Source organism: Stenotrophomonas sp. TWI602 (assembly GCF_039674045.1).
Lineage (GTDB): Bacteria > Pseudomonadota > Gammaproteobacteria > Xanthomonadales > Xanthomonadaceae > Stenotrophomonas.
Window position 1 is genome coordinate 14,931 of record NZ_JBDJMT010000012.1, and the last position, 25,088, is coordinate 40,018.

At 68.0% G+C, this 25,088-nt stretch carries 23 protein-coding genes and 1 other RNA gene; 16 read left to right on the top strand and 8 right to left on the bottom strand.

The features are described 5' to 3' along the window. Positions 1-20: 20 nt before the first annotated feature. From ABE483_RS12315 to ABE483_RS12330, 4 genes are read right to left on the bottom strand one after another with little or no spacing between them, the layout of a single operon-like run. Complete coding sequence (locus tag ABE483_RS12315; protein ID WP_346481782.1) at positions 21-1,412, bottom strand: FAD-linked oxidase C-terminal domain-containing protein; 1,392 nt, start codon at positions 1,410-1,412, stop codon at positions 21-23. Next, complete coding sequence (locus ABE483_RS12320) at positions 1,412-1,951, bottom strand: metal-dependent hydrolase (protein WP_346481783.1); 540 nt, start codon at positions 1,949-1,951, stop codon at positions 1,412-1,414. The genes ABE483_RS12315 and ABE483_RS12320 overlap by 1 nt, the downstream gene beginning before the upstream one ends. Further along, positions 1,951-2,376, bottom strand: coding sequence for a YraN family protein (locus ABE483_RS12325; RefSeq protein WP_313210251.1), 426 nt, complete (start codon positions 2,374-2,376; stop codon positions 1,951-1,953). The genes ABE483_RS12320 and ABE483_RS12325 overlap by 1 nt, the downstream gene beginning before the upstream one ends. Then, on the bottom strand, positions 2,325-4,046 hold the full coding sequence (locus ABE483_RS12330; RefSeq protein ID WP_346481784.1) for a penicillin-binding protein activator: 1,722 nt from the start codon (positions 4,044-4,046) through the stop codon (positions 2,325-2,327). Before ABE483_RS12330 ends, ABE483_RS12325 begins: the two co-directional genes overlap by 52 nt. Before the next feature lie 79 nt (positions 4,047-4,125). Here ABE483_RS12330 and rsmI point away from each other — a divergent pair, with 79 nt between their 5' ends. Further along, entirely contained in the window at positions 4,126-4,947 is an 822-nt protein-coding gene (gene rsmI / locus ABE483_RS12335; RefSeq protein ID WP_313219986.1) for a 16S rRNA (cytidine(1402)-2'-O)-methyltransferase, read from the top strand. A gap of 281 nt (positions 4,948-5,228) precedes the next feature. Here rsmI and rnpB read toward each other — a convergent pair. From rnpB to ABE483_RS12350, 3 genes are all read right to left on the bottom strand, one after another. Then, an RNA gene (gene rnpB / locus ABE483_RS12340) (RNase P RNA component class A) lies at positions 5,229-5,579 on the bottom strand. 44 nt (positions 5,580-5,623) lie between these two features. Beyond that, entirely contained in the window at positions 5,624-6,103 is a 480-nt protein-coding gene (locus tag ABE483_RS12345) for a DM13 domain-containing protein (RefSeq protein ID WP_346481785.1), read from the bottom strand. 237 nt (positions 6,104-6,340) lie between these two features. After that, positions 6,341-7,117 (bottom strand): NRDE family protein, encoded by a 777-nt coding sequence (locus tag ABE483_RS12350; protein WP_346481786.1) that lies wholly within the window; start codon positions 7,115-7,117, stop codon positions 6,341-6,343. 324 nt (positions 7,118-7,441) lie between these two features. On the opposite strand from ABE483_RS12350, the gene mraZ reads away from it, so the two are divergent. From mraZ to lpxC, 15 genes are all read left to right on the top strand, one after another. Further along, positions 7,442-7,888, top strand: a complete 447-nt coding sequence (gene mraZ / locus ABE483_RS12355) for a division/cell wall cluster transcriptional repressor MraZ (RefSeq protein WP_019182494.1) — start codon at positions 7,442-7,444, stop codon at positions 7,886-7,888. Between the two features lie 14 nt (positions 7,889-7,902). Further along, a complete protein-coding gene (gene rsmH, locus ABE483_RS12360) occupies positions 7,903-8,871 on the top strand; it encodes a 16S rRNA (cytosine(1402)-N(4))-methyltransferase RsmH (protein ID WP_346481787.1) in 969 nt (322 codons plus the stop codon). After that, positions 8,868-9,131 carry a cell division protein FtsL gene (gene ftsL / locus ABE483_RS12365; protein WP_019182492.1) on the top strand — a complete coding sequence of 88 codons (264 nt, stop codon included), beginning with the start codon at positions 8,868-8,870 and terminating at the stop codon, positions 9,129-9,131. Before rsmH ends, ftsL begins: the two co-directional genes overlap by 4 nt. Next, the gene (locus tag ABE483_RS12370; protein WP_121042695.1) at positions 9,128-10,972 is read left to right on the top strand and encodes a penicillin-binding transpeptidase domain-containing protein; all 1,845 of its coding nucleotides are present in this window, start codon (positions 9,128-9,130) and stop codon (positions 10,970-10,972) included. Before ftsL ends, ABE483_RS12370 begins: the two co-directional genes overlap by 4 nt. After that, positions 10,969-12,450 carry a UDP-N-acetylmuramoyl-L-alanyl-D-glutamate--2,6-diaminopimelate ligase gene (locus ABE483_RS12375; RefSeq protein ID WP_346481788.1) on the top strand — a complete coding sequence of 494 codons (1,482 nt, stop codon included), beginning with the start codon at positions 10,969-10,971 and terminating at the stop codon, positions 12,448-12,450. The genes ABE483_RS12370 and ABE483_RS12375 overlap by 4 nt, the downstream gene beginning before the upstream one ends. Beyond that, entirely contained in the window at positions 12,447-13,841 is a 1,395-nt protein-coding gene (gene murF / locus ABE483_RS12380) for a UDP-N-acetylmuramoyl-tripeptide--D-alanyl-D-alanine ligase (RefSeq protein WP_346481789.1), read from the top strand. The genes ABE483_RS12375 and murF overlap by 4 nt, the downstream gene beginning before the upstream one ends. Then, positions 13,831-14,916: a phospho-N-acetylmuramoyl-pentapeptide-transferase gene (gene mraY, locus ABE483_RS12385; protein ID WP_088433957.1), complete on the top strand. Its 1,086-nt coding sequence runs from the start codon at positions 13,831-13,833 to the stop codon at positions 14,914-14,916. Before murF ends, mraY begins: the two co-directional genes overlap by 11 nt. Next, positions 14,916-16,244 (top strand): putative lipid II flippase FtsW, encoded by a 1,329-nt coding sequence (ftsW, locus tag ABE483_RS12390; protein ID WP_070471723.1) that lies wholly within the window; start codon positions 14,916-14,918, stop codon positions 16,242-16,244. The genes mraY and ftsW overlap by 1 nt, the downstream gene beginning before the upstream one ends. Beyond that, positions 16,241-17,335 (top strand): undecaprenyldiphospho-muramoylpentapeptide beta-N-acetylglucosaminyltransferase, encoded by a 1,095-nt coding sequence (gene murG / locus ABE483_RS12395; RefSeq protein ID WP_313210228.1) that lies wholly within the window; start codon positions 16,241-16,243, stop codon positions 17,333-17,335. Before ftsW ends, murG begins: the two co-directional genes overlap by 4 nt. A gap of 37 nt (positions 17,336-17,372) precedes the next feature. Then, positions 17,373-18,809 carry a UDP-N-acetylmuramate--L-alanine ligase gene (murC, locus tag ABE483_RS12400; RefSeq protein WP_346466264.1) on the top strand — a complete coding sequence of 479 codons (1,437 nt, stop codon included), beginning with the start codon at positions 17,373-17,375 and terminating at the stop codon, positions 18,807-18,809. Next, a complete protein-coding gene (locus ABE483_RS12405) occupies positions 18,806-19,789 on the top strand; it encodes a D-alanine--D-alanine ligase (protein WP_313210224.1) in 984 nt (327 codons plus the stop codon). Before murC ends, ABE483_RS12405 begins: the two co-directional genes overlap by 4 nt. After that, a complete protein-coding gene (locus ABE483_RS12410) occupies positions 19,786-20,538 on the top strand; it encodes a cell division protein FtsQ/DivIB (RefSeq protein WP_313210222.1) in 753 nt (250 codons plus the stop codon). The genes ABE483_RS12405 and ABE483_RS12410 overlap by 4 nt, the downstream gene beginning before the upstream one ends. Next, positions 20,535-21,770 carry a cell division protein FtsA gene (gene ftsA / locus ABE483_RS12415; RefSeq protein ID WP_017355446.1) on the top strand — a complete coding sequence of 412 codons (1,236 nt, stop codon included), beginning with the start codon at positions 20,535-20,537 and terminating at the stop codon, positions 21,768-21,770. The genes ABE483_RS12410 and ftsA overlap by 4 nt, the downstream gene beginning before the upstream one ends. Positions 21,771-21,988: 218 nt before the next feature. After that, positions 21,989-23,221: a cell division protein FtsZ gene (gene ftsZ, locus ABE483_RS12420; RefSeq protein WP_019182482.1), complete on the top strand. Its 1,233-nt coding sequence runs from the start codon at positions 21,989-21,991 to the stop codon at positions 23,219-23,221. A 216-nt stretch (positions 23,222-23,437) separates the two neighbouring features. Next, positions 23,438-24,349, top strand: coding sequence for a UDP-3-O-acyl-N-acetylglucosamine deacetylase (gene lpxC, locus ABE483_RS12425; protein ID WP_313210219.1), 912 nt, complete (start codon positions 23,438-23,440; stop codon positions 24,347-24,349). A 294-nt stretch (positions 24,350-24,643) separates the two neighbouring features. On the opposite strand, the gene ABE483_RS12430 is transcribed toward lpxC, so the two are convergent. Then, positions 24,644-25,084 carry a DUF721 domain-containing protein gene (locus ABE483_RS12430; protein WP_282258203.1) on the bottom strand — a complete coding sequence of 147 codons (441 nt, stop codon included), beginning with the start codon at positions 25,082-25,084 and terminating at the stop codon, positions 24,644-24,646. Between the last annotated feature and the right edge of the window lie 4 nt (positions 25,085-25,088).

Below are 25,088 nucleotides of genomic sequence, written 5' to 3' on the forward strand. Positions count from 1 at the left end.
GCCCGCGGCATGAACCCGCATCACCCCGGCGGCAGCACCTTGCCCGGGTTGAGGATGCCGTCCGGATCCAGCGCGTGCTTGATCGCCCGCATCGCCGCCAGCGTGGCGGGGGAGAAGGCCTGGGCCATGAAATCGCGCTTGGCCAGCCCGATGCCGTGCTCACCGGACAACGTGCCGCCGAGCGCCAAGGTCAGTTCGAAGATCTTCGGCAGCGCGGCATGCGCGCGTGCGTTCTCGTCGGCGTCGTCGGGGTGGTACAGGATGTTGACGTGCAGGTTGCCGTTGCCCGCATGGCCGAAGGTGACGATGGTCAGCGTGTACTCGCGCGCCAGCGCCTGCACGCCGGCGACCAGGTCAGGGATGCGCGACACCGGCACCACCACGTCTTCGTTGATCTTGCCCGGGGCGATGCTGCGCAGCGCGGGCGACAGCGCCTTGCGCGCGGCCCACAGTTTCTCGCGTGCGGCCCCTTCCATCGCCACGTCCAGCGCCAGCAGGCCGTCGCCCTCGGCGGCGGTGGCCAGTGCCTGGAGCAGGTAGGGCAGGGTGTCGTGGTCGCCGTCGGCTTCCACCAGCAGCATCGCACCGGCCTCGGGCACGTCGGCGCCATTGCGACGCAGCAGCGCCAGGCTGCGCGCGTCCATGAATTCCAGCCGCGTGGGCACCACCGGTTGTGCCATCAGGCGCGACACGGCTGCGGCGGCGGCATCCGCATCGCGGTACAGCACGCGCAACCCGGCCTGGGCGACCGGCAGCGGGGTGAGCTTGAGCGTGGCTTCCACGATCAGCGCCAGGGTGCCTTCGCTGCCGACCAGCAGGTGGGTGAGGTCGTAGCCGGTGGCGTCCTTGGTGTAAGCGCCGCCGCAGTGGATGAGGTCGCCTGCACCGGTGACCGCCACCAGGCCGAGCACGTTGTCGCGGCTGGTGCCGTACTTCACGGCGCGCGGGCCACCGGCATTGCACGCCAGGTTGCCGCCGATGCTGCAGATCTCCGCACTGGACGGGTCCGGTGCCCAGAACAGGCCGTGCGGCATCAGCGCCTGCTGCAGGTCGCCGTTGAGCACGCCCGGTTCGACCACCGCGCAGCGGTTGCCGGGCTGGATGGCGAGGATGCGCGACATGCGCGCGAACGACAGCACGATGCTGCCGTTGACCGGCACCGCCGCGCCGGTGGTGCCGGTGCCCGCGCCGCGCGCCACCAGGGCCACGTGGTGCGTGCGACAGGCGCGGACCAGCGCCACCACCTGCTCGCGGTCACGCGGAAACGCCACGCCGAGCGGCAGCTGGCTGCGCCAGGAGTTGTCCTGCGCATGGGCGGCCAGTGCCGCGTCATCGGTGCGCCACCCATCGTCGCCCAGCAGCGCATGCACGGTGGACAGGAAGGCGGCGGGCAGGGCGGGGGGGGTCGACATCAGGCGTTCCGGGAATTCACAGGGGCGCGTTGGATCAGCCGCCAGCCGATCACGGCGGCGGCCAGCGGCAACCACACCCAACGCAGTTCAGACACAACAGTGGCCAGCCCGCGCGCGCTGAAGAACTGCCCGGCGAACGGCGATACGCGGATCGGGCGCCACGGCGCGAACAACCGCTCGCCACTCCACGGCCACCACAGGGCAACCCCGAGACCACCGGAGGTGAACGCGTCCAGCAGCGGGTGCGACAGTGCGCTGATGCCAACGAATGCGGCGGCCTGCACTGCACTGGCGCGCAGGCGCGTATGCAGCAGGGCAGCGAGCACGGCCAGCACCGCGGCAAACACGATCGAATGACTGGCCCCGCGGTGGCCGAAGCTGTCGGCATAGGGAATGTGCAGCGCGAAGGCCAGCACGTCCGCGTCGGGCAGCATCGCCGCGACCACGCCCGCGGCCAGCAACGGCGCGGCGATGCGACCGCGATCCGCGGCGCACCACAGCGCCAGCGGAATGGCGGCGTGGGTGAAGATGGAGGGCATCAGCAGTCGTCCAGGCGGAACGCGTCGCGCAGCCAGTTCAGCTGCGGGGGCTCGCCACTGGCTTCAACCACGTCGAAGCGGCAGGGCTGCTCGGCCAGCCAGGGATGGGACTGCAGAAACAGCTGCGCGGCGATCACCAGCTTGCGTCGCTTGCGCAGGTCCACCGAAGCCGCACCGCCGCCGAAGCGGGCAGTGGCGCGGTAGCGCACTTCCACGAACACGACGACATCGCCGTCGCGCATGATCAGGTCGATCTCGCCCCGGCGATACCGCGCGTTGGTGGTGACCGGACGCAGCCCGGCCTCACGAAGATGGTGCTGTGCGGCGGCTTCCACCGCCGCACCGCGTACCGCGCGCCCGGTGGGCACGTGGCTCAGTTGCTGCTGGCGATCGGCATCGGCCGGCCACCGCTGAAGGTCGACCATGCCGGCACCCGCAGTACGTTGCCGTTGCTGTCCAGGAACAGGGTGCCGGTGGCGCCGGCCAGGCCGCCTTCCGTCGCGACCTTGTCCAGGTAGGCGCTGATCTTCCAGGCATCGAAACCGAACGCGAACAGGCGACCGGAGGCACCACGCGCCGAGGGCAGGATCTGCCCGGCCGTGGAGGCGGCCGGCAGGCCGGGCACGCCACGCACGTTCCAGGCTTCGTTCGGATAGACGATGCCGTCCAGCGCCATGTCTTCTTCCGGCTTGCCGGCACCGACGGTCAGCTGCGAGGTGCCGACGCGGCTGGCGCCACCGGCACCGGCCAGCGCCAGCTGCGGGGTCAGTGCACGCGCCTGCGGCGCCTTCACTGCCAGCAACACACCGTCGATGGCGCCGGCCGCACGCACCTGCGCGCCAATGTCGCCGACCGTGTCGCTGACGCCGATGGTGGCCACCACCTGACCACCGCGCTGCGCGAAGCGCTCACGGAAGGCGGCGGCGGCACGGCGGCCGTTGTCATCATTGCTGTGGATCACCAGCACCTTGCTGCGCTCGCGTCCGCGCAGGTACTCGGCGGCGATGATGCCGTCGTCTTCCGGGGCCAGCGAGAAACCGGCGCTGCCCGCCGGCGGGGTGTCCTTGCCGCGGTTCAGGGCCAGCACCGGCACCGGCAGTTCGCGGCGGCCGAACACGGCATCCACTTCATCGCGGCCGAGCGGGCCGACGATGAAATCGGCACCGGCGGTCACCGCCTTGTCGTAGGCGGCCACGGCACCGGCGGCGGTACCGGCGGTGTCGATGAACTGGATGTCCGGACGGCGGCGGGTTTCACCGTAGTAACCGCTGAGCAGGCCATCGCGGACCGGCTGCGCGGCGGTGGCCAGGCGGCCACTGAGCGGCAGCAGCACGGCCATCTTCACGGGCGGACGATAGCCATCGCTCATCGCCGGCGGGCGCTTGCTGGTATCGAACTGCGAGGCGCCTTCGCGATCGAACGGACGCGGCAGCGGCAGGCCACGGGCGATCAGCGCACGGCCGGCGAAGTTGTACAGCGGCTCGTTGGCCGGCAGTGCCGCCGCGCGGGCGCGCAGGGTGGCATCGTCCAGCGTGCCAAGCAGGCCGGCGATGGCCTGCTGGTTGTCGCTGCGCGCCTTGCCGGAGAGCGCGGCGTGCGCACGGGCGCGCTCAAGCGCGGCGCCGAGGTTGTCGCCGGTGGCCTGCAGTGCGTTGGCGCGCGCCAACTGCCAGCGGGTACGCAGCGAGGGGGTGACCGCGTCGGCCGATTCTTTCAGTGCGGCCAGCGCCTGTGCCGGCTGCTTGTCGGCCAGCGCGAGTTCGGCCGTGGTCAGCTGGTAGCGCTGGAGGCTGGCGCCGCTGAGCTGGCGCGCAGTGACCTGGGCCAGCAGCGTGCGGGCGCGGGTGGCATCGCCGGCTTCGTGCCAGGCAAAGGCGGCATCGGCCAGGGCGGCGCTGCGGGCACTGCCGCGCAGGGTGTTGGCCAGGCCTTCCAGCTGGACCGCCGCATCGCGCGGCTTGCCCTGCTCGATCAGCGCCAGGGCCTGGCTCTGGGCCGGCGAATCCGGCGCACTGGTGAAGCTGGTCGTGGCGCAGCCGGCAAGCAGCATCAGCGACAACGAAAGGGCGGAGATCCGTACGACGGGCTTGTTCATGATCAGGTCCATTCGATGGGGGCAGCGGCCGTGGCCGGGGAACGGTACGATTCTACCCTTGACCACGGAAGAGCCGCTGATGAGTGCTGTCCCCACGCTGTATGTCGTTGCCACCCCGATCGGCAACCTCGCCGATCTGACCCCGCGCGCGCAGGACGTGCTGCGTTCGGTGGCCGCGATCTGCGCCGAGGACACCCGCCGCAGCGGCCAGCTGCTGGCCCACTTCGGCATCCAGCAGCCGTTGGTGGCGCTGCATGACCACAATGAAGAAGCGTTGTCGCAGCGGATCGTGGCGCGCCTGTTGGCCGGGGAGTCGCTGGCACTGGTCAGTGATGCCGGTACCCCGCTGGTCAGCGACCCGGGCTACCGGCTGGTGCGCGCCGCGCGGGAAGCCGGGATCAAGGTCAGCCCGATTCCCGGTGCCTGTGCGGCGATCGCGGCGCTCAGCGTGGCCGGCCTGCCCAGCGATCGCTTCACCTTCGAGGGCTTCCTGCCGGCCAAGGCCTCCGGCCGCCGCGAGCGGCTCCATGCGCTGGCCGGTGAAACCCGCACGCTGGTGTTCTACGAATCCTCGCACCGGATCACTGAATCGCTGGCGGACATGGTCGCCGCGTTCGGGCCCGAGCGGCCCGCGGTGCTGGCGCGTGAGCTGACCAAGCTGTTTGAGACCGTGCTGGATGGTGATCTGGCCTCGCTGCTGCAGCAGGTGGAAGCCGACGACAACCAGCGCAAGGGCGAATTCGTGGTGATGGTGCAGGGCGCGGCCGACGATGAGGAGGCTCAGTTGGCCGCCGGCCGCCGCATGTACGCCAAGCTCAGCGAACACCTCCCGCCGTCCACCGCAGCCAAGCTCGCCGCCGAACTCACCGGTGCCCCCAGAAAAGCCCTGTACGGCGGTTGATCGGCCGGTCTCGCCACCCCACGGGTGGCTGCACGCGGTGCCAGAGAAGGTAGAGCCACCCCACGGGTGGCTGCACGCGGTGCCAGAACGTGAGGCAGCCACCCATGGGGTGGCTCTACCGCGCGTGCAGATTGAATGCCGCCCCACGCCAACCGTCTGGAGGCACAGCCCCCTTTAGTAAAGGGGGCGCGGCGACAGCCGCGGGGAATTGGGCGCTGGTGGCCCGGGGGCCAAGGTTTGCGCTGCAAACATTGGGGCTTTTTTCGTCATGACGAAAAAAGCGGCGGAGCCGGCCGATAAGCCGGGTTTTGTCGTGGACAGTCATTCCTCTAGGCGCTACGTCACCGCAGCGCTCAAGCAACCTACCCGGACCCGACGCGGGCCACGCCATTAGGTCCCTATTTGGTCTTGCTCCAGGTGGGGTTTGCCGTGCCGGTCTGTTGCCAGACTCGCGGTGCGCTCTTACCGCACCATTTCACCCTTACCGGCTTCCCGAAGGAAACGTAGGCGGTATCTTTCTGTTGCACTTTCCGTCGGCTTGCGCCGCCCAGGCGTTACCTGGCACCTTGCCCTATGGAGCCCGGACTTTCCTCGGCATCCGCAAGGGATGACGCGACTGTCTGGCCGACTCCGCCGCGCGCATTGTCCCACATCCCGGCATGCGGAGGGCGGGCGATCACCCCGGTGTTCGATACTGCCCGGCCGAGATGAACTGCGCGAAGCGTTCGCACCACACCACCACGGTGGTGAATTCCTCGACATCCACGCCCGGTGGCACATCGACCAGGAATCGGTTGAAGGTCTTCACCTCGCCGATCCGCACGGCATCGGTCTTGATCCGTTCAAAGCAGGCCTTGGTATCGACGAACTCGCGGGTCAGATACACCTTGTAGTCGGGCCCCGGGGCGATCTTGCCGGTGAACGCGACCTGGGTGGCGCTCACGCTCAGTGCGCCGTCGGCCCAGTGCAGCGCGTCGCTGCCTTTCTGGTCGCGGTGGAAGGTGGCGTGGTAGCGGGCCTGTCCCATCGCGTCCTGTACCTGTTGCACCGGCGGATCGTCGGGGGCGGTCAGGATCGGCAGGAAGTACACGCCCAGGCCGAAGCCCACGCCAAGGACCAGCAGATGGCTGGCCAATAGAAAGAGGATGCGTCGCATGCAGGTCTCGGGTCCGAAGAGGGTGCGGCGAAGGTGCCGTCCGCCTCATCCTCGTCGCGGGGTGTCCGGGGTCAAGCCACGGCCGATGCCGGCGCCGGCCGTGGCCGGCGCCCGCCCGGGTCCAGCCCGGCGTCATGGCCTGAAATCCGTTGCGGCGCAACGCGTTAAACTTCGGTGAACACCTTCAATCGCGGCTGAAGTGCCCCGTCGCACACCGGCGAAAACGGGCTCGTCGCGTCATATCCCCGCAGCCGGCGCCGTAACCGCCAACCGCGTCTCGCCGATGCAGCTGCCGTCCGGCCCGAACCGGCGCTCGTGGATGAAGCCCTGGCCGTCGGCATCCAGCGCGATCAGCGTGCTGGCGCGGGTGCCGTACTGCGGGCTGCGGATGAACGCTGCGCTCAGCCAGCGCTCGCGTTCCAGGCCGATGCCGGTGTCGGGCAGGGCGCTGTCGTCGGCCCGGGTTTCATCGGCCAGCGCCGCCCACAGCGGGCCCAGGTCGTCGCTGCCGCTGGTGATCCAGCCCTGCAGGACGGCGTTCAAGCGCTCCGTCTTGGGCCACGGGGCATCCAGCGGCCCGTTGGACATGCCATGTACGCCGGGCGCCAACGCCTGCCGACCCGCCGGGTGGTTGCCCAGGAACTGGCAGCTGTCGCGATCGGCCAGCAGCAGGTTGAACGGGGCGAAGTCGGCGGCGCGGGCGGTCAGCCCATCGGCGAAGCGGGCGGCCGGGGCGGTGTCACGCAGGTAGTCGGCTACCAGGACCCCGCGTGAGGGGCCGGTCTGCCGGGCCAGCGGGTCGCGCACGTTGGTCACCACCGCCATTCGTCCGTCCGCACCGATCCCGGCCCAGGCCCCGCCCGAGCGCAGGTCGCGGCCTGCGGCCACCCGGTCATCCGGAGGGGGCCACCGGGCCAGGGCGGCGGTCGGCCGCGCGTGGAACTCATCGCGGTTACCGACCATCACCAACTGCCAGCGGGGGTGGGTTTTCCAGGCAAGGGCGAGCAGACACATGCCTCACATTGTGCCGGTTCTGCGCAGGGCGGAGGCGATGGAGGCCGGGTCAGGACTGAATACGGGGCGATGTTTCACGCGGCCTCCACAGGCCTGAACTTCGGCGAAATCTCAAAAAATGAGACGAAACAGCAACTTGTGGATAAGCCTTGAACAAGTCTCTAAAGATCGCTGCAAGCCCTTGATGTTCAAAGTGATTTCCCCTTCGCAAAGTTGTTGACAACCCAATCGGCACTGCTAAGGTGGGCATCAGAGGGGAAACCGGGTTTTTTGTGGTTTTTCGTGGTTCAATGTTTCACCAGGCGAAGGAAAGGTGAAAACGTCGTGTTTCAAGGCGAGACGGCCATCACTGTTGACGACAAAGGGCGCATGGCGGTTCCGACCGCGCATCGCGACCTTGTCGCGCGTGTGAGCAACAACCGTCTGGTCCTGACCTACAACCCGTTCGAGTCCGGCTGTCTGTGGCTGTACGCCGAACAGGAATGGGAACGCGTCCGTGATGACGTCATGTCCAAGCCCAACACACAGCGCGTCGTGCGCCTCCTGCAACAGAAGCTGGTCGGTTCGGCCGCGCATCTGGAGCTGGACGGCAACGGCCGCATCAGTATTCCCGCCAGCCACCGTGGTGCCGTTGGCATTGAAAAGAAGGCGGTGCTGCTCGGTATGGGCGACAAATTCGAATTGTGGAGCGAGCAGGCTCATCGCGCGTTGATCCAGCAGACGTTGTCTGACGAGGATCTCGGCGATGGGTTGCTCGACCTGAAGTTGTGAGCCGGGGTGCCCGGATGCGCGGAGCAGCGCAGGCCGGTCACCTTCCGGTGTCGCAGTCGCCGGCAGGCCACCTGCCGGTCCTGTACACGCAGGTCCTGGATGGCCTGAAGGTGATCGAAAACGGCGTGTATCTCGATGGCACGTTCGGTCGTGGCGGTCACGCCAGGGGCGTGCTCGAGCAACTCGGTCCGGGAGGCCGACTGCTGATCATGGACAAGGATCCGGAGGCGATTGCGGTAGCCGAGCGTGATTTCGCGCCGGACCCGCGCGTCTCGATCTTCCGTGGCAGCTTTGCTGATCTGCTGCACTGGGATGCCACCGCGCAGGGCCTGGATGGCGTGCTGTTCGACCTGGGCGTGTCCTCGCCCCAGCTGGATGTCGCCGAGCGCGGTTTCAGCTTCGGCAAGGACGGCCCGCTGGACATGCGCATGGACCCGGATAGCGGTGAAAGTGCGGCGCAGTGGCTCAACCGCGTTGAAGAGCGCGAGTTGATGGACGTGCTGTGGACCTACGGCGAAGAACGCCAGGGCCGCCGCATCGCCAAGGCCATCGTCGCCCGCCGCGACAAGCAACCCTTCACCCGCACCGCCGAGCTGGCGGAGGTGATCGCCTCGGTGATGCCGCGTGGCAAGGACAAGATCCACCCGGCCACGCGCAGCTTCCAGGCGATCCGCATCCATATCAACCGCGAACTGGCCGACCTCGAGGCGGGCCTGGACGCGGCGATGGCGCGGCTCAAGCCCGGTGGCCGGCTGGCGGTGATCAGCTTCCATTCGCTGGAAGACCGCATCGTCAAACAGTTCATGAACCGCTACGCCAAGGCACCGCCGAGCAACCGCCGGTTGCCCGAGCTGGCTGCCTTCGTGCCGACGCTGGACCTGCACGGTGGCGCCATCAAGGCCGAAGACGACGAGCTGGCGGTCAATCCGCGCTCGCGCAGTGCCGTGCTGCGCGTCGCCGAAAAGCGTGAGGTGGCTGGATGAGCCGCCTGCTGTTGATCGTGCTGCTGGCCTGCACCGTCGCCTCGGCGATCGGTGTGGTGTTCATGCGCCATCGCCACCGCCAGACCTTCGTGGAGCTGTCCCGGGTCGAGCGTGCGCGCGATGAGATCAACATCGAGTTCGGTCGCCTGCAGCTTGAGCAGGCCACCCTGGCCGAGGCGACCCGGGTCGACCGCGTCGCCCGCGAGCGCCTGGGCATGAAGTTCCCCGAAGCGGCCGACGTCGTGGTGATCCGGCCATGAACAAGTCCGGCCGCAACCGTGCGCGCAACAGCTTCAACCTCCGCCAGCGCCTGAAGTGGGTGGGGCTGGCGCTCGGCCTGTGCTCGGTCTCGCTGGTCGGCCGCGCCGCCTACGTGCAGATCATCAACAGCGAGTTCTACCAGCGCCAGGGCGAAGCCCGTTACCTGCGCGAACTGCCGATCAACACCTCGCGCGGCATGATCACCGACCGCAATGGCGAGCCGGTCGCGGTGTCCACCCCGGTCGCCTCGATCTGGGTCAACCCGCAGGAACTGCTGCGCTCGCCCGACCGTATCCCCGAGCTGGCGACCGCGCTGGGCATGCCGCTGGATGAGCTGACCTCCAAGCTCTCGCAGAAGGCCGATAAAGAATTCATGTATCTGCGTCGCCGGATAAATCCGGACGACGCGGAAAAAGTGGTCGCGATGAAGATCCCGGGCGTGGCCTCGCAGCGCGAGTTCCGCCGCTTCTACCCGCAGGGTGAGGCGATGGCGCACGTGCTCGGCTTCACCAACATCGACGACCGCGGCCAGGAAGGGCTGGAGCTGGCCTTCGACGAATGGCTGCGCGGCAAGGCCGGCGCCAAGCGTGTGATCCGCAACCGCAAGGGCGACACGGTGGAGAGCGATCTGCTGCGTGCCGCCGAGCCGGGCAAGGACCTCACTCTCAGCATCGACCGCCGCATCCAGTTCCTGGCCTTCAAGGAGCTGCGCAACGCGCTGATCGAAAACAAGGCCGCGGGCGGCTCGATGGTGATCATGGATGTGGCCACCGGCGAGATCCTGGCCATGGTCAACCTGCCGACCTACAACCCCAATGCCGTGGGTGGCGCTGCGCCGGACACCCGCCGCAACCGCGCGGTGACCGATCTGGTCGAGCCGGGTTCGACCATGAAGCCGCTGACCATCGCCTCGGCGCTGCAGTCCGGCGTGGTCACCAAAGACACCACGGTGGACACCAACCCGGGCTACATGGCGCTGGGCCGCTACACGATCAAGGACGTGCCGCGGAACAATGGCGTGCTCAACGTCACCGGCGTGATCACCCGCAGCTCGAACATCGGCGCGGCCAAGATCGCCGCCAAGATGCCGGACCAGGTCTTCTACGACCACATTCACAGCTTCGGTTATGGCGTCGCCCCGCACAGCGGCTTCCCGGGCGAATCGGCCGGCGTGCTGCCGCGCCCGGCGCGCTGGAGTGGTCCGTCCAAGACCACCATGTCCTATGGCTACGGCCTGAATGTCAGCCCGCTGCAGATCGCGACCGCCTACTCGGCGCTGGGCAACGGCGGCAAGCTGATCGCGCCGACCTTCGTCAAGGGCCAGCGCAACGAAGGCAAGCAGATCATCGACGAGAAGATCGCCAAGGAAGTCGTGGCGATGATGGAAACCGTGGTCACCCAGGGCGGCGCCAAGCAGGCGGCGGTGCTGGGTTACCACGTGGCCGGCAAGACCGGCACCGCCCGCAAGGCCGGCCCCGGCGGTTACGAGCGTGGCCATTACAACGCGCTGTTCGCCGGCGTGGTGCCCGCCACCAACCCGCGCTTCGCCACGGTGATCGTCATCAACGACCCGCAGGGCGGCAAGTATTACGGCGGTCTGGTCTCCGCACCGGTGTTCCACAACGTCATGGAAGGCGCGCTGCGCCTGATGGACGTGCCGCCGGATGACATCGAGTCGTGGCTGGCCGCCCAGCAGTCCGGAAAGATGGGCCACTCGGCCTCGGTGCTGCCGATGCCGCCGCCGGAAACGGTGATCGCGCCCGATGCCGCCGCAGAATTCGATGCCGCGCTGCCCAGCGCGCACGCCACAGTGCCGCCCGCGCAGGGAGGCACGCAATGAGCCAGATGATGTTGCTGTCGCAGTTGCTTCCCGATGTGGTGCTGAGCCACGACCCGACCATCACCGGCCTGGTGCTGGACAGCCGCGCGGTGCGCCCGGGCAATGCCTTCGTGGCGATCGCCGGCTTCGGCGCGCACGGGCTGGGCTTTGTCGATCAGGCCCGCGCCAATGGCGCCGGGGCGATCCTGTTCGACCCGCCGGCCCCGGCCGAGCTGCCGGCCCCGGCCGATGCGATTGCCGTGCCGGGCCTGCGCCACCGCATGGGCGCGATGGCCGATCAGTTCCACGGCCACCCCTCGCGCGCGATGACGATGGTCGGCGTGACCGGCACCAACGGTAAAACGTCCACCGTGCAGTTGCTGGCCCAGGCCTGGCACCTGCTCGGCACCCGCAGCGGCAGTATCGGCACGTTGGGCGTCGGACTGTATGGCGACGTGGTGCCGACCGGCTTCACCACGCCGCTGGTGCTGCAGATGCATGAAGTGCTGGCGCAGCTGCGCGACGGGGGTGCCCAGGCCGTGGCGATGGAAGTCAGCTCGCACGCGCTTGATCAGGGCCGCGTGGATGCCGTGCATTACGACGTGGCGGTGTTCACCAATCTCACCCGCGACCATCTCGACTATCACGGCGACATGGCGCAGTACGGCGCGGCCAAGGCCAGGCTGTTCCACCGCGACGGGCTCAAGGCCGCCGTGGTCAACCTCGATGACAGCTTCGGCAGCGAACTGCTGCGCACTGTCGGTGAGAGCGTCCGCCCGATCGGCGTGAGCTCGCGCGGTGCCGCGCAGGCCACCGTACGCGCTGATTCGCTCACCCTGGACGGTCGCGGCATCGCCTTCGATCTGGTCGTGGACGGTCAGCGCCATCCGGTGCAGTCGCCGCTGCTCGGCCGCTTCAACGTGGACAACCTGCTGGCCGTGGCCGGTGCGCTGCATGCGCTGGATCACGCCCCGGCCGCGATCGCCGCGCTGCTCTCGCAGCTGCAGCCGATCGCCGGGCGCATGAACCGCCTGGGCGGCGAGGGTGGCCTGCCCACCGTCGTGGTCGATTACGCGCACACCCCGGATGCGCTGGAACAGGCACTCACCAGCGTGCAGGGCCATCTGGCCGGGCGCCTGATCTGCGTGTTCGGCTGCGGCGGCGAGCGCGATACCGGCAAGCGCCCGCAGATGGCCGCCATCGCGGAGCAACATGCCGACGTGGTGATCGTCACCGACGACAATCCACGCGGCGAAGACGGCGACGTGATCGTGGCCGACATCCTCAAGGGATTTGACGCACCCGCTGCCGTCACTGTGCAGCGCGACCGCGCCGCCGCGATCGCCACCGCGATCGGCCAGGCCGGCGCGGGCGATATCGTGCTGATCGCCGGCAAGGGCCACGAGCCCTATCAGGAGATCCACGGGATCCAGCACGCCTTCGATGACACCGAGGTGGCCGGCCGTGTGCTGGCCGCGCGCGCGGGGGTGACTACATGAAGCGCACCCCGCTGTCGCTGATCGCCCACTGGGCCGGTGGCGAGATCCATGGCGAAGACACCGCCATCGATGCCATCAGCAATGACACCCGTACGCTCGCGCCCGGCAGCCTGTATGTGGCGCTGCGGGGCGAGCGTTTCGATGGCCATGACTTCGCGGCCGACGCGCTGGCACGCGGTGCCTCGGCGATGCTGGTCGAACGCCTGCTTGATGTCGCCCTGCCGCAGATCGTGGTCGCCGACAGCGAACACGCCCTGGGCCGCATCGCCGCTGGCATGCAGCGTGACCGCGACACCGCGGTCTTCGCCATCACCGGCAGCAACGGCAAGACCAGCGTCAAGAGCCTGCTGCTGGCGATCCTGGAACAGGTGGCACGTGACGACCGCAAGGTGGTCTACGCCAACCCCGGCAACCGCAACAACGAGATCGGCCTGCCGCTGGCAGTGCTCGATGCGCCGGAAGATGCCGACTACGCCGTCTACGAGATGGGCGCCGGCAAGCCGGGCGACATCGCCTACCTCACCGAGATCGTGCGCCCGCACTACGCGCTGGTGAACAACATCGCCCCGGCGCATCTGGAACGCATGGGCAGCCTGCAGGGCGTGGCGACCACCAAGGGCGCGATCTACGCGGCGCTGCTGTCCGATGGGGTGGCCGTGATCAATGCCGATGACGCCTTCGGGATCTGGTTCGAACAGCACATCGTCGGCCAGCCGCCGCGTTGCCGCGTGCTGCGCTACGGCCTGGAGCACACCGCCGATGTCACCGCGCGTGCGATCCGCCCGGCCGCGCAGGGCAGCCAGTTCGTGCTGTCCACGCCCGCGGGCGATGCCGAGATCACGCTGGGCCTGCCGGGCCGGCACAACATCAGCAATGCGCTGGCCGCCGCCTCGCTGGCGCTGGCCGCGGGCATTGCGGTGGCGCAGATCGCTGCCGGCCTGGCCCGCGCCGAGCCGGTGCCGGGCCGCCAGATCGCGCACCAGCTGCCCAGCGGCGCGGTGCTGATCGATGACAGTTACAACGCCAACCCGGGTTCGCTGGCCGCCGCCATCGATGCCCTGGCTGCCTCGAAGGACGAGGGCTGGCTGGTACTGGGCGACATGCGCGAACTCGGCCCGGACGGCGAGGCGCTGCATGCCCAGGCTGGCCGCCGCGCCCGCGATGCCGGCCTGAAGCGGCTGTACACGCTCGGCCCGCTGAGTGCCGCCGCCTCGACCGCCTTCGGTGAAGGCGGCCAACAGTTCCAGAGTCACCAGGCCCTGGCCGCCGCGCTCGCCACCGAACTGCATGCCGGCGTGCGCTGCCTGGTCAAGGGCTCGCGTGGCAGCGCCATGGACACGATCGTCAAAGCGCTGCTCGCGCAAGGAGAGGAAAGCCCCAATGTTGCTTGAACTGGCCCGATGGCTGCAGCAGTTGGAGAGCCTGTTCGGGCTGTTCGGCTACCTGACCCTGCGCGGCATCCTCGCGGCGCTGACCGCCCTGTTCCTGTCGCTGTGGCTCGGCCCGGCGATGATCCGCAAGCTGGCCCAGTTCAAGGGCGGCCAGCCGATCCGTACGGATGGTCCGCAGACCCATTTCGCCAAGGCCGGCACGCCGACCATGGGCGGCTCGCTGATCCTGCTGACGATCACGCTGTCGGTGCTGCTGTGGGCCGACCTGCGCAACCGTTACGTCTGGCTGGTGCTGGCGGTGATGCTGTGCTTTGGCGCGATCGGCTGGTACGACGACTGGATCAAGATCGTCCGCCGCGACCCGAACGGCCTGAAGTCGCGCTGGAAATACCTGCTGCAGTCGATCTTCGGTCTGGCGGCCGGTCTGTTCCTGTTCTACACCGCCGATGTGCCGGCGGCGATGACGTTCTACATCCCGATGTTCAAATCGATCGCGCTGCCGCTGGCCGGCATCAGCTTCGTGGCCATCGCGTATTTCTGGATCGTCGGCTTCTCCAACGCGGTCAACCTGACCGACGGCCTGGACGGGTTGGCGATCATGCCGACGGTGCTGGTCGCCTGCGCCCTGGGCGTGTTCGCCTATGCCTCGGGCAACGTGGTGTTCTCCAGTTACCTGCAGATCCCGCAGATCCCGGGCGCCGGTGAGCTGGTCATCATCTGCGCGGCGATCGCCGGCGCAGGCCTGGGCTTCCTCTGGTTCAACACCTATCCGGCCATGGTCTTCATGGGCGACATCGGCGCGCTGGCGCTGGGTGCGGTGCTGGGCACGATCGCGGTGATCACCCGCCAGGAGCTGGTGCTGGTGGTGATGGGCGGCGTGTTCGTGATCGAGACGCTGTCGGTGATGATCCAGGTCGCCTCGTTCAAGCTGACCGGCAAGCGCGTATTCCGCATGGCACCGATCCACCACCACTTCGAACTGAAGGGCTGGCCGGAGCCGCGCGTGATCGTGCGCTTCTGGATCATCTCGGTCGTGCTGGTGCTGATCGGCCTGGCCACGTTGAAGGTCCGCTGATGAACGACCTGTCGCGCCAGGCAACCCGCCTTGAAGCCATCGGAGGCCACTTCGACAAGTGGCTGCTGGGCGCGATCATCGCGCTCACTGGGCTGGGCGTGGTGATGGTCGCGTCGAGCTCGATCGCGCTGATGAGCAGCCCGTTCTATTACCTCAACCGCCACCTGATCTTCCTGGCGGTGGGTATCGGCCTGGCAATCATCGCCATGCGCACCGAGCTCAAGAGCATCGAGCAGTACAACCAGATCCTGCTGCTGGGCTGCTTCGCGCTGCTGGTGGTGGTGTTCATCCCGGGCCTGGGCAGCAGCGTCAACGGTGCCCGCCGCTGGATCAACCTGGGTATTTCCAAGTTCCAGACCGTCGAAGCGGTGAAGGTGCTCTACATCGTGTGGCTGTCCAGCTACCTGGTCCGCTTCCGCGATGAGGTCAACGCCACCTGGCCGGCAATGCTCAAGCCGCTGGGCGTGGCCGGCGCGCTGGTGGTGCTGTTGCTGCTGCAGCCGGACTTCGGCTCGTCCACGCTGCTGCTGGCGATCACCGCCGGCATGCTGGTGCTGGGCGGGGTCAACATGCCGCGCATGTCCATGCCGGTGATCATCGGCATGGTCGGCATGAGCGCGCTGGCGATCATCGAACCGTACCGCATGCGCCGCATCACCTCCTTCCTGGACCCGTGGGCCGATCAGCAGGGCGATGGCTACCAGCTGTCCAACGCGCTGATGGCCGTGGGCCGTGGCGAGTGGACCGGCGTGGGCCTGGGCAACTCGGTGCAGAAGCTCTATTACCTGCCCGAAGCGCATACCGATTTCATCTTCTCGGTCACCGCCGAGGAGCTGGGCTTCCTTGGCACCTGCCTGATCATTTCGCTGTATGCGCTGCTGGTCGGCCGCACCTTCTGGCTGGGCATGCGCTGCGTGGAAATGAAGCGCCACTTCTCCGGCTACATCGCCTTCGGCATCGGCCTGTGGATCAGCATGCAGAGCTTCGTCTCGATCGGGGTCAACCTCGGCATCCTGCCGACCAAGGGCCTGACCCTGCCGCTGATTTCCTCGGGCGGCTCGAGTGTGCTGATGACCTGCGTGGCGATGGGCCTGCTGCTGCGCGTCTCCTATGAACTGGACCGCGCCGAGCGCCGCCAGGCCGTGCGCATGGGCGCCGACCAGGAAGGCCCGCTGCCGGGCGACGTGCCCAAGGCCGACAGCGCCAGCGCGGTCGCCGCGGCGATGCAGGACAGCGGCAACCGCGATGCCGCACCGCGCGACAGCGCCACCCGTGGCACCAGCCGCATGCAGCAACGCATCGAACCGACGCTGGGGAGGATGGGATGAGCACGCCTCGCCTCGATCCGTCCCAGCGCCCGGTCATGATCATGGCCGGCGGTACCGGTGGGCACATCTTCCCCGGCCTGGCCGTGGCCAAGGTGCTGCGCGAACGCGGCGTGCCGGTCACCTGGCTCGGTGCCGATGGCGCGATGGAAACGCGCCTGGTGCCGCAGCACGATATCCACATCGATACGCTCGCCATCGGTGGCCTGCGCGGCAAGGGCAAGCTGGCCCTGATCGGCGCACCGCTGCGGCTGCTGCGCGCGATCCGCGCGGCCGGCTTCCTGATCCGCGATCGCCAGCCGCGGGCGGTGATCGCCTTCGGTGGCTTCGCCTCCGGCCCCGGCGGTATCGCCGCGCGCCTGCATGGCCTGCCGTTGCTGGTGCACGAACAGAACCGCGCACCGGGCATGACCAATCGCGTGCTGTCGCGCTTCGCGCGCCGCGTGCTGGCCGGTTTCCCGGGCAGCTTCGCCAAGCGTGAGGAAGCGGTCGGCAACCCGGTGCGTGCCGAGATCGCCGCGATCACGCCGCCCGAGCTGCGCCTGGCCAACCGTCAGGGCCCGCTGCGCCTGCTGGTCCTCGGTGGCAGCCAGGGGGCACGCGTGCTCAACAACGCGGTGCCCAAGGCACTGGCTGCGCTGGGCGCCGGCATGCCTGTGCAGGTGCGCCACCAGAGCGGCGAGAAGCTGCATGCCGAGGCGCTGCAGGCGTATGCCGATGCCAGCGTGCAGGCAAGCGTGGAACCCTTCATTGCCGATATGGCCGAGGCGTTCGCCTGGGCCGATCTGGTGGTGTGCCGCTCCGGCGCCTCCACCCTGGCCGAGCTGTGCGCGGTCGGCGTGGGCAGCGTGCTGGTGCCGTTTGCCGCGGCCGTCGACGATCACCAGACCCGCAATGCGGAGTATCTGGTCGAGCGCGGCGCCGCTGTGTTGCTGAAGCAGGATGAAACGCTGGCGACGCAGCTGGAAGGCGTGTTGCGCGATTTGTCCGAAAATTCCGCCCGACGCATGCAGATGGCCAATGCCGCGCGTGCCCTGGCCAAGGTCGATGCCGCTGAGCGCATCGCCGACATCATTCTCGAGGAATCCAAATGAACACCGCTACGCGCGCCAGCCTGGCGCGAGGCCGCGCATGATCCGCCGCCTCCACGACACCAACGACCTGGTACGCGCGTTCCCGCGTGTGCACTTCGTCGGCATCGGTGGCACCGGCATGAGCGGCATCGCCGAAGTGATGCTGACGCTGGGCTATGAAGTGTCCGGCTCGGACAATGCCGACAACGCCGCGACCCGCCGCCTGGCCGGCCTGGGTGCGCGCGTGATGCGCGGCCACTCGGCCGCCAATGTGCTCGGTACCGACTGCGTGGTCGTCTCCAGCGCGATCCGCGATGACAACCCGGAGCTGATGGAAGCACGCAGCCAGCGCATTCCGATCATGCCGCGCGCGGCGATGCTGGCCGAACTGATGCGCTTCCGCCGCGGCATCGCGGTGGCCGGCACGCACGGCAAGACCACCACCACCAGCCTGACCGCCGCAGTGCTGAGCGAAGGCGGGCTGGACCCGACCTTCGTGATCGGCGGCCAGCTGCTCGCCGCCGGTGCCAACGCCAAGCTCGGCGGTGGCCAGTGGCTGGTGGCCGAAGCCGACGAGAGCGATGGCAGCTTCCTGCGCCTGAACCCGCTGGTTTCGGTGATCACCAACATCGATTCGGACCACCTGGAAAACTACGGCAACGATTTCGCCCGCGTCCAGGCCGCGTTCGCTGAGTTCCTGCAGCGCCTGCCGTTCTACGGGCTGGCGGTGCTGTGCATCGACGATCCGGAAGTGGCCGCATTGGCGGCGCAGACGCCGCGCCATGTCATGAGCTATGGCATGAGCAGCAACGCCGACGTGCGCGCCGAGGACGTGGTCCAGGACGGCCCGCGCATGCATTTCACCCTGCGCCTGCCGGAAGGCAGCAGCCACCCGGTGACGCTGGCCCTGCCGGGCGCGCACAACGTGCTCAACGCGCTGGCCGCCGCCGCCGTGGGCTGGCAGCTGGGCGTGGCCCCGGACGCGATCGCGCGTGCGCTGGAGAGCTTTGCCGGCATCGGCCGCCGCTTCAATGACCTGGGCATCGTCACCACGCACACCGGCGCCAAGGTCCGCGTGATCGACGACTACGGCCACCACCCGCGTGAGCTGGCCGCCGTGTTCGCCGCTGCCCGCGGCGGCTGGCCGAGCCAGCGCCTGGTCGTGGCGTTCCAGCCGCACCGTTACAGCCGTACCCGCGATCAGTTCGATGCCTTTGCCGCCGTGTTGTCCGAAGTGGATGCGCTGGTGCTGAGCGAGGTGTACCCGGCCGGCGAAGCGCCGATCCCGGGGGCCGATTCGCGTTCGCTGGCCCGCGCCATCCGTGCGCGCGGCCGCAGCGAGCCGGTCGTGGTCGGCAACGCCGCCGAACTGGCGCACGTGCTGCCTGACGTGCTGCAGGACGGTGACCTGCTGCTGATGATGGGGGCCGGCGACATCGGCTACATCGCCCAGCAGATCGCCGGCGAAGGTTTCCAGGAGAGCCCGGCGGCATGAACGCGCTGACCTTCCCGCCGCTGCGCCTCACCGACCCGGCCATGTTCGGCCGCGTCGCCGTGCTGCTGGGTGGCACCTCCAGCGAGCGCAACGTCTCGCTGGATTCCGGCCGCAACGTGATCGAAGCGCTGCGCGCGCGCGGCGTCGATGCGATCGCGGTCGACGGCATCCCAGCCCTGGCGCTGGCGCTGGTCGAGAAGCGCTTCGACCGCGTGTTCAACATCCTCCACGGCCATAACGGCGGTGGCGAGGACGGCATCGTGCAGGGCCTGATGGAAGCCTTCGGCGTGCCCTACACCGGCTCGGACGTGCTGGGCTCGGCGTTGAGCATGGACAAGATCCGCACCAAGCAGGTGTGGCTGTCGCACGGCCTGCCGACCCCGCGCTTCATCGCGCTGGACCAGGCCTCCGATGTCCACGCCGCCGCGGCCGAGCTCGGCCTGCCGGTGGTGGTCAAGCCGGCCAACGAAGGCTCCAGCGTCGGCATCAGCCGCGTGGTGGAAGCGGCCGGGCTGGATGAGGCGGTCGCGCTGGCGGTGCGCTATGACGGCCAGCTGCTGATGGAGCAGATGGTGGTCGGTGATGAGTTGACCGTGGCGATCCTGGGTGACCAGGCGCTGCCCTCGATCCGCATCGTGCCCAAGGGGCAGTGGTACGACTACAACGCCAAGTACATCGCCGAGGATACCCAGTACCTGTGCCCGGGCCTGGAGGGCGAGGATGAAATCGAGATCCGCCGCCTCGCACTGGCCGCGTTCCGCGCCGCCGGTTGCCGTGGCTGGGGCCGGGTGGACGTGATGCGCGACCGCAGCAGCGGCCGCTTCTACCTGTTGGAAGTGAACACCGCGCCGGGCATGACCAGCCATTCGCTGGTGCCCAAATCGGCCAGCCAGGCCGGGATCGGCTTTGAAGAGCTGGTCTGGCGCGTGCTGGAACAGACCCTGCCGGGTCACGCAGCACAGGAGCACAGCCACGCATGAACGCGGTGCTGCGCATCTTCGTCTGGTTGCTGGCCCTGTCGGTCGTGGCACTGCCCGTAGTGGCCGTGCTCAACGGCTGGGTCGGTGCCGAGCGGTGGCCGTTGGCCAAGCTGCGCGTGCACGGTGAGTTCAAGCGGGTCCCGGCCGAACAGCTGCAGCAGGTCGTGTTGCCGTACGCGAAGTCCGGCTTCTTCGCGGTCAAGCTGCAGGATGCCCAGGACGCGATCGAAACGCTGCCGTGGGTGGAAAGCGCGCAGGTCCGCAAGCAGTGGCCGGACGTGCTGGAAATCACCCTGGTCGAGCACAAGCCGTTCGCGCGCTGGGGCCACGACCGCCTGCTTTCCGAGCAGGGCAAGCTGTTCGCCACGCCGAAGAAGCTGCAGGACCTGGAGCTGCCCGACCTGGACGGGCCGGACAGCCAGACTGAAGAAGTCGTGGCGCTCTACAACGATGCGCGCGCGCTGTTCGCGCCGGCCGGGGTGGACGTCAAGCGGGTCACCATGGACGCACGCGGCAGCTGGTCGCTGGTGCTGAGCAATGGCACCGAAGTGGTGGTGGGCCGCGACGATGCCCGCTCGCGCCTGCAGCGGTTCGTGCGCGTACTGCCACAGCTGGCCAACCAGGCGGCGCCGATCGAGCGCGCCGACCTCCGATACACCAATGGTTTCACGCTGAGCTGGGGTACCCCGGCTCCGGCCGCACCGGCCACGCCGGCCACTGTGGCGCACAGGACGCAGGACAGGACATGAATCGCAAGGGTGACAAATCACTGATCGTTGGTCTGGATATCGGCACCTCCAAGGTGGTGGCGCTGGTCGGCGAGTATTCGCCGGGCAATCCGATCGAGGTCATCGGCATCGGCTCGCACGAATCGCGCGGTCTCAAGCGCGGCGTGGTGGTGGATATCGAATCGACCGTGCAGTCCATCCAGCGTGCGGTCGAAGAGGCCGAGCTGATGGCCGGGTGCGAAATCCGCTCGGTGTATGCCTCGATCTCCGGCAACCACGTGCAGTGCAAGAACTCGCCCGGCATCGTGCCGATCCGCGACGGCGAAGTGACCTGGGGCGACCTGGATCGCGTGCTGGATGCGGCCAAGGCGGTGGCGATCCCGGCCGACCAGAAGATCCTGCATGCGATCCCGCGCGAGTACGTGCTGGACGATTCGCAGGAAGGCATCCGCAACCCGGTCGGCATGACCGGCGTGCGCCTGGAAGTGCATGCGCACCTGGTGGTGTGTGCACAGTCGGCGGCGGCCAACATCTCCAAGTGCGTGCAGCGCTGCGGCCTGCAGGTCGATGACCTGGTGCTCTCTTCGCTGGCCTCCAGCGTGGCCGTGCTGACCGCCGACGAGCGCGAGCTGGGCGTGGTGCTGGTCGACATGGGTGCCGGCACCACCGACCTGGCCGTGTTCGTGCAGGGCGCGATCTGCCACACCGCCTCGCTGCCGATCGCTGGCGACCACGTCACCAACGACATCGCGCACATGCTGCGCACGCCGACGCCGGAAGCCGAGCAGATCAAGGTGCGCTATGCCTGCGCCCTGGCCCAGCTGGCCACCGCCGAGGAAAGCATCCAGGTACCCAGCGTCGGCGATCGTCCGCCGCGCCGGATGCCACGCCACGCACTCGCCCAGGCCGTGCAGGGCCGTTACGAAGAGATCTTCGAGATGGTGCAGGCCGAACTGCGCCGCTCCGGTTTCGAGGAGCTGGTGCGCGCCGGCATGGTGCTTACCGGCGGTGCCTCGAAGATGGAAGGCGTGGTCGAACTGGCCGAGGAAATGCTGCAGATGCCGGTGCGCGTGGGCATTCCGCAGCACGTCACCGGGCTGGGCGAAGTGGTGGGCAACCCGGTGCATGCCACCGGCGTGGGCCTGCTGCTGATGGGCAGCCAGATCGAACACCCGCGTCGCCCGTCGCTGCCCACCGGCCGCGCCGGCAGCATGTTCAAGAAACTCAAAACCTGGTTCCGCGGCGAGTTCTGACGCGGCCCGCGGTAGAGCCGACCGTTGGTCGGCTGCATCACCTGCCCCCCCGCACCACTGCAACGCAACGCACCACTGCAACGCAACGCAACGCACCACCGCAACACCGCAGCACCGGCAACACACAACCCACACAGCCGCAACGGCAACATGACGCGCGAAAGGCAGGAGGCCTGACCGCCCATGCCACCGAAAGCGGATACAACGAGGACACGGACATGGCGCATTTCGAACTGATTGAAAAGATGGCACCCAATGCGGTGATCAAGGTGATCGGCGTGGGCGGCGGCGGCGGTAATGCCGTGGCGCACATGGTCAGCACCAGTGTGGACGGCGTGGAATTCATCACCGCCAACACCGACTCGCAGGCGATCAAGAACTGCGGTGCCAAGCTGCAGCTGCAGCTGGGTACCAACGTCACCAAGGGCCTGGGCGCAGGCGCGAACCCGGAAGTCGGCCGCCAGGCCGCGCTGGAAGACCGCGAGCGCATCATGGACGCGCTGCAGGGTGCGGACATGGTGTTCATCACCGCCGGCATGGGCGGCGGTACCGGCACCGGTGCAGCCCCGGTCGTGGCCCAGCTGGCCAAGGAGATGGGCATCCTGACCGTCGCCGTGGTCACCAAGCCGTTCCCGTTCGAAGGCCGTCGCCGCATGCAGGTCGCGCTGAAGGGCATCGAGGAACTGAGCCAGCATTGCGACTCGCTGATCACCATCCCGAACGAAAAGCTGATCACCGTGCTGGGCCGCAACGCCACCATGATCCAGGCCTTCCGTGCCGCCAACGACGTCCTCCAGGGCGCCGTGCAGGGCATCGCCGACCTGATCGTGCGTCCGGGCCTGATCAACGTCGACTTCGCCGACGTGCGCACCGTCATGTCCGAAATGGGCCTGGCGATGATGGGCACCGGCACCGCGCGTGGCGATGACCGCGCCCAGGCCGCTGCCGAAGCCGCCATCCAGAACCCGCTGCTGGACGATGTGAACCTGGCCGGTGCCAACGGCATCCTGGTCAACATCACCGCCGGCGCCGACTTCACGATGGCCGAGTTCGACGAGATCGGCCGCACCATCGATGGCTTCGCCTCCGAAGATGCCACCGTGGTCGTGGGTACGGTGCTGGATCCGGACATGCAGGACGAAGTCCGCGTGACCGTGGTCGCCACCGGCCTGAACCGTGCCGTCACCGCCAAGACCCAGCGTCCGGGCGAGCGCGCACCGATCAAGCTGGTCCGCAACGCCACCACCGGCCAGCCGGAGTTCGGCGAGTTCGACAACGGCGGCGATGCGGTTTCCAAGGCCGTGGGCGGAATGGGCATGGGCATGGGCCTGCGTCGTCCGAGCGCCGACACCGTGGCCCCGTCGGCCCCGAGCGCGTCGGGTCCGGCTGCTGCTGAACTGCCGAACGATTACCTGGACATCCCGGCGTTCCTGCGCCGCCAGGCGGACTGAGTACTGCGTGCCGGGGCCTTGTCCTCCCCGGTAAGCACCTCCATGTCCCATGCTGCCGGGCCAGGATCGGCCCGGCAGTCTGACCGCCGTCGTGCATCGCGCACGTCCGGGCAGTGCTGTCGACGCACCACGGTTCACGGAAGGGACAGCGGTAGTGCGTGTTATTCTTGTTTGTCACAGCCGCGCTGACCGCGCGCTTTCTGGTCCTGCCCCCCGATGATTCCGCAACGCACCCTCAAGAACACGATCCGCGCCACCGGCGTTGGCCTTCACAGTGGTGACAAGGTCTACATGACCCTGCGCCCGGCCCCGGTCAACCACGGCATCGTCTTCCGTCGCGTCGATATGGACCCGGTGGTGGAAGTGCCCGCGCGTGCGGACCTGGTCACCGAAGTCACGCTGTGCACCGGCCTGACCTATCACGAGGCCAAGATCCAGACCGTCGAACACCTGATGTCGGCCCTGGCCGGCCTGGGTGTGGACAACATCATCGTGGAACTGTCCTCGGCCGAGCTGCCGATCATGGACGGTTCCTCCGGCCCGTTCGTCTTCCTGCTGCAGTCGGCGGGCATCGCCGAGCAGGACGCGCCGAAACGCTTCATCCGCATTCTCAAGACGGTGGAAGTCACCGAGGGCGACAAGGTCGCCCGCTTCGAGCCGTACGAAGGCTACAAGCTCGGTTTCACCATCCAGTTCAACCACCCGATGATCCCGGCCAAGCAGTCGCGGGCGGAAATCGACTTCTCGACCCTGGCCTACACCAAGGAAATCTCGCGCGCCCGGACCTTCGGCTTCATGCGGGATCTGGAGTACATGCGCGAGCGCAACCTGGGTCTGGGCGGTTCGATGGACAACGCCATCGTGCTCGACGAATTCCGCGTGCTCAACGACGACGGCCTGCGCTACGCCGATGAGTTCGTGCGCCACAAGATCCTCGACGCGATCGGCGATCTGTATCTGGCCGGCGGCCAGGTGCTGGGCGCGTACGAAGGCTTCAAGTCGGGCCACGCGCTCAACAACAAGCTGGTGCGCGCGTTGCTGGCCGATGCCACGGCGTGGGAGTGGGTCAGCTACGACTCGCCTGCCGCCACGGCGCCGGTGGTTTACGGGCTGCCGGCGTACGCCTGAGCCGTCATCACGTAAGTCATTGATATGAAACGAAATAGAACGGCGCCTGGGGCGCCGTTTCTGTTTCCTGCGGTCCAGGCCGATGGAAGGCGGCGTGATCTTGACGTCAATGAACCGTAGGGGTGCACAGCGCACAGATTTGTGAACCTCATCAAGGTTTCTGCCGAATTTAACGTTAATTTAATAAAACACTAACGACTGGCGGCACTGACGCCGCTACAGTGCAGACCGGCTCCCAGCCAAAGTTCACGTGATCGTGACGCGGCCGGGAAGGGGCGGGATGCCCCGATGGCTTCACGATTTGGAGGAATCCACATCGCGCAGACAAGCCAACGCGTCGCGTAGCCCTTTGTGCGTGGCGGCTGAAACAGCGTGGGGGCCATTCCTGTTGTCGACCGCTGGGGAGCGTGGGGGAGGGGCAGATGCTGTTTTGACGGTCACCTTGGTGACCTTCAGCCCGATGGACCGGGCCGCGTCGATCAACTGTGCTTCGGCAAGCCGGACCTTGGCATGCCACACGGGAGATTCGACGAGAAAAACGAGGTGCTCGCCGTTTACATTCGCCAGCCGGCAACGGGTGGCCAGTGCAGGCGGCAAATGGGGGCGCAATTGACGGTCCAGCGCGTCGAGCCACAAGGCACGACGCAGCGGGTTACCGGCTTTGTCCGCCATGACCGCATCCAGCGCCGGCTTCGGCGTGGATGGGGAACGGGCACTGGATTTCGGCTCAGACATGAAA

Coding starts and splice junctions, on each gene's coding strand:
- ftsL (WP_019182492.1), top strand. CDS start 8,868: ATGAGCCGCCTGCTGTTGATCGTGCTGCTGGCCTGCACCGTCGCCTCG.
- murC (WP_346466264.1), top strand. CDS start 17,373: ATGATCCGCCGCCTCCACGACACCAACGACCTGGTACGCGCGTTCCCG.
- lpxC (WP_313210219.1), top strand. CDS start 23,438: ATGATTCCGCAACGCACCCTCAAGAACACGATCCGCGCCACCGGCGTT.
- ftsZ (WP_019182482.1), top strand. CDS start 21,989: ATGGCGCATTTCGAACTGATTGAAAAGATGGCACCCAATGCGGTGATC.
- ABE483_RS12325 (WP_313210251.1), bottom strand. CDS start 2,376: ATGGTCGACCTTCAGCGGTGGCCGGCCGATGCCGATCGCCAGCAGCAA.
- ABE483_RS12430 (WP_282258203.1), bottom strand. CDS start 25,084: ATGTCTGAGCCGAAATCCAGTGCCCGTTCCCCATCCACGCCGAAGCCG.
- murG (WP_313210228.1), top strand. CDS start 16,241: ATGAGCACGCCTCGCCTCGATCCGTCCCAGCGCCCGGTCATGATCATG.
- murF (WP_346481789.1), top strand. CDS start 12,447: ATGAAGCGCACCCCGCTGTCGCTGATCGCCCACTGGGCCGGTGGCGAG.
- ABE483_RS12350 (WP_346481786.1), bottom strand. CDS start 7,117: ATGTGTCTGCTCGCCCTTGCCTGGAAAACCCACCCCCGCTGGCAGTTG.
- ABE483_RS12370 (WP_121042695.1), top strand. CDS start 9,128: ATGAACAAGTCCGGCCGCAACCGTGCGCGCAACAGCTTCAACCTCCGC.
- ftsW (WP_070471723.1), top strand. CDS start 14,916: ATGAACGACCTGTCGCGCCAGGCAACCCGCCTTGAAGCCATCGGAGGC.
- mraY (WP_088433957.1), top strand. CDS start 13,831: ATGTTGCTTGAACTGGCCCGATGGCTGCAGCAGTTGGAGAGCCTGTTC.
- ftsA (WP_017355446.1), top strand. CDS start 20,535: ATGAATCGCAAGGGTGACAAATCACTGATCGTTGGTCTGGATATCGGC.
- ABE483_RS12405 (WP_313210224.1), top strand. CDS start 18,806: ATGAACGCGCTGACCTTCCCGCCGCTGCGCCTCACCGACCCGGCCATG.
- ABE483_RS12320 (WP_346481783.1), bottom strand. CDS start 1,951: ATGCCCTCCATCTTCACCCACGCCGCCATTCCGCTGGCGCTGTGGTGC.
- ABE483_RS12315 (WP_346481782.1), bottom strand. CDS start 1,412: ATGTCGACCCCCCCCGCCCTGCCCGCCGCCTTCCTGTCCACCGTGCAT.
- ABE483_RS12345 (WP_346481785.1), bottom strand. CDS start 6,103: ATGCGACGCATCCTCTTTCTATTGGCCAGCCATCTGCTGGTCCTTGGC.
- rsmI (WP_313219986.1), top strand. CDS start 4,126: ATGAGTGCTGTCCCCACGCTGTATGTCGTTGCCACCCCGATCGGCAAC.
- ABE483_RS12330 (WP_346481784.1), bottom strand. CDS start 4,046: ATGAACAAGCCCGTCGTACGGATCTCCGCCCTTTCGTTGTCGCTGATG.
- ABE483_RS12375 (WP_346481788.1), top strand. CDS start 10,969: ATGAGCCAGATGATGTTGCTGTCGCAGTTGCTTCCCGATGTGGTGCTG.
- rsmH (WP_346481787.1), top strand. CDS start 7,903: ATGCGCGGAGCAGCGCAGGCCGGTCACCTTCCGGTGTCGCAGTCGCCG.
- ABE483_RS12410 (WP_313210222.1), top strand. CDS start 19,786: ATGAACGCGGTGCTGCGCATCTTCGTCTGGTTGCTGGCCCTGTCGGTC.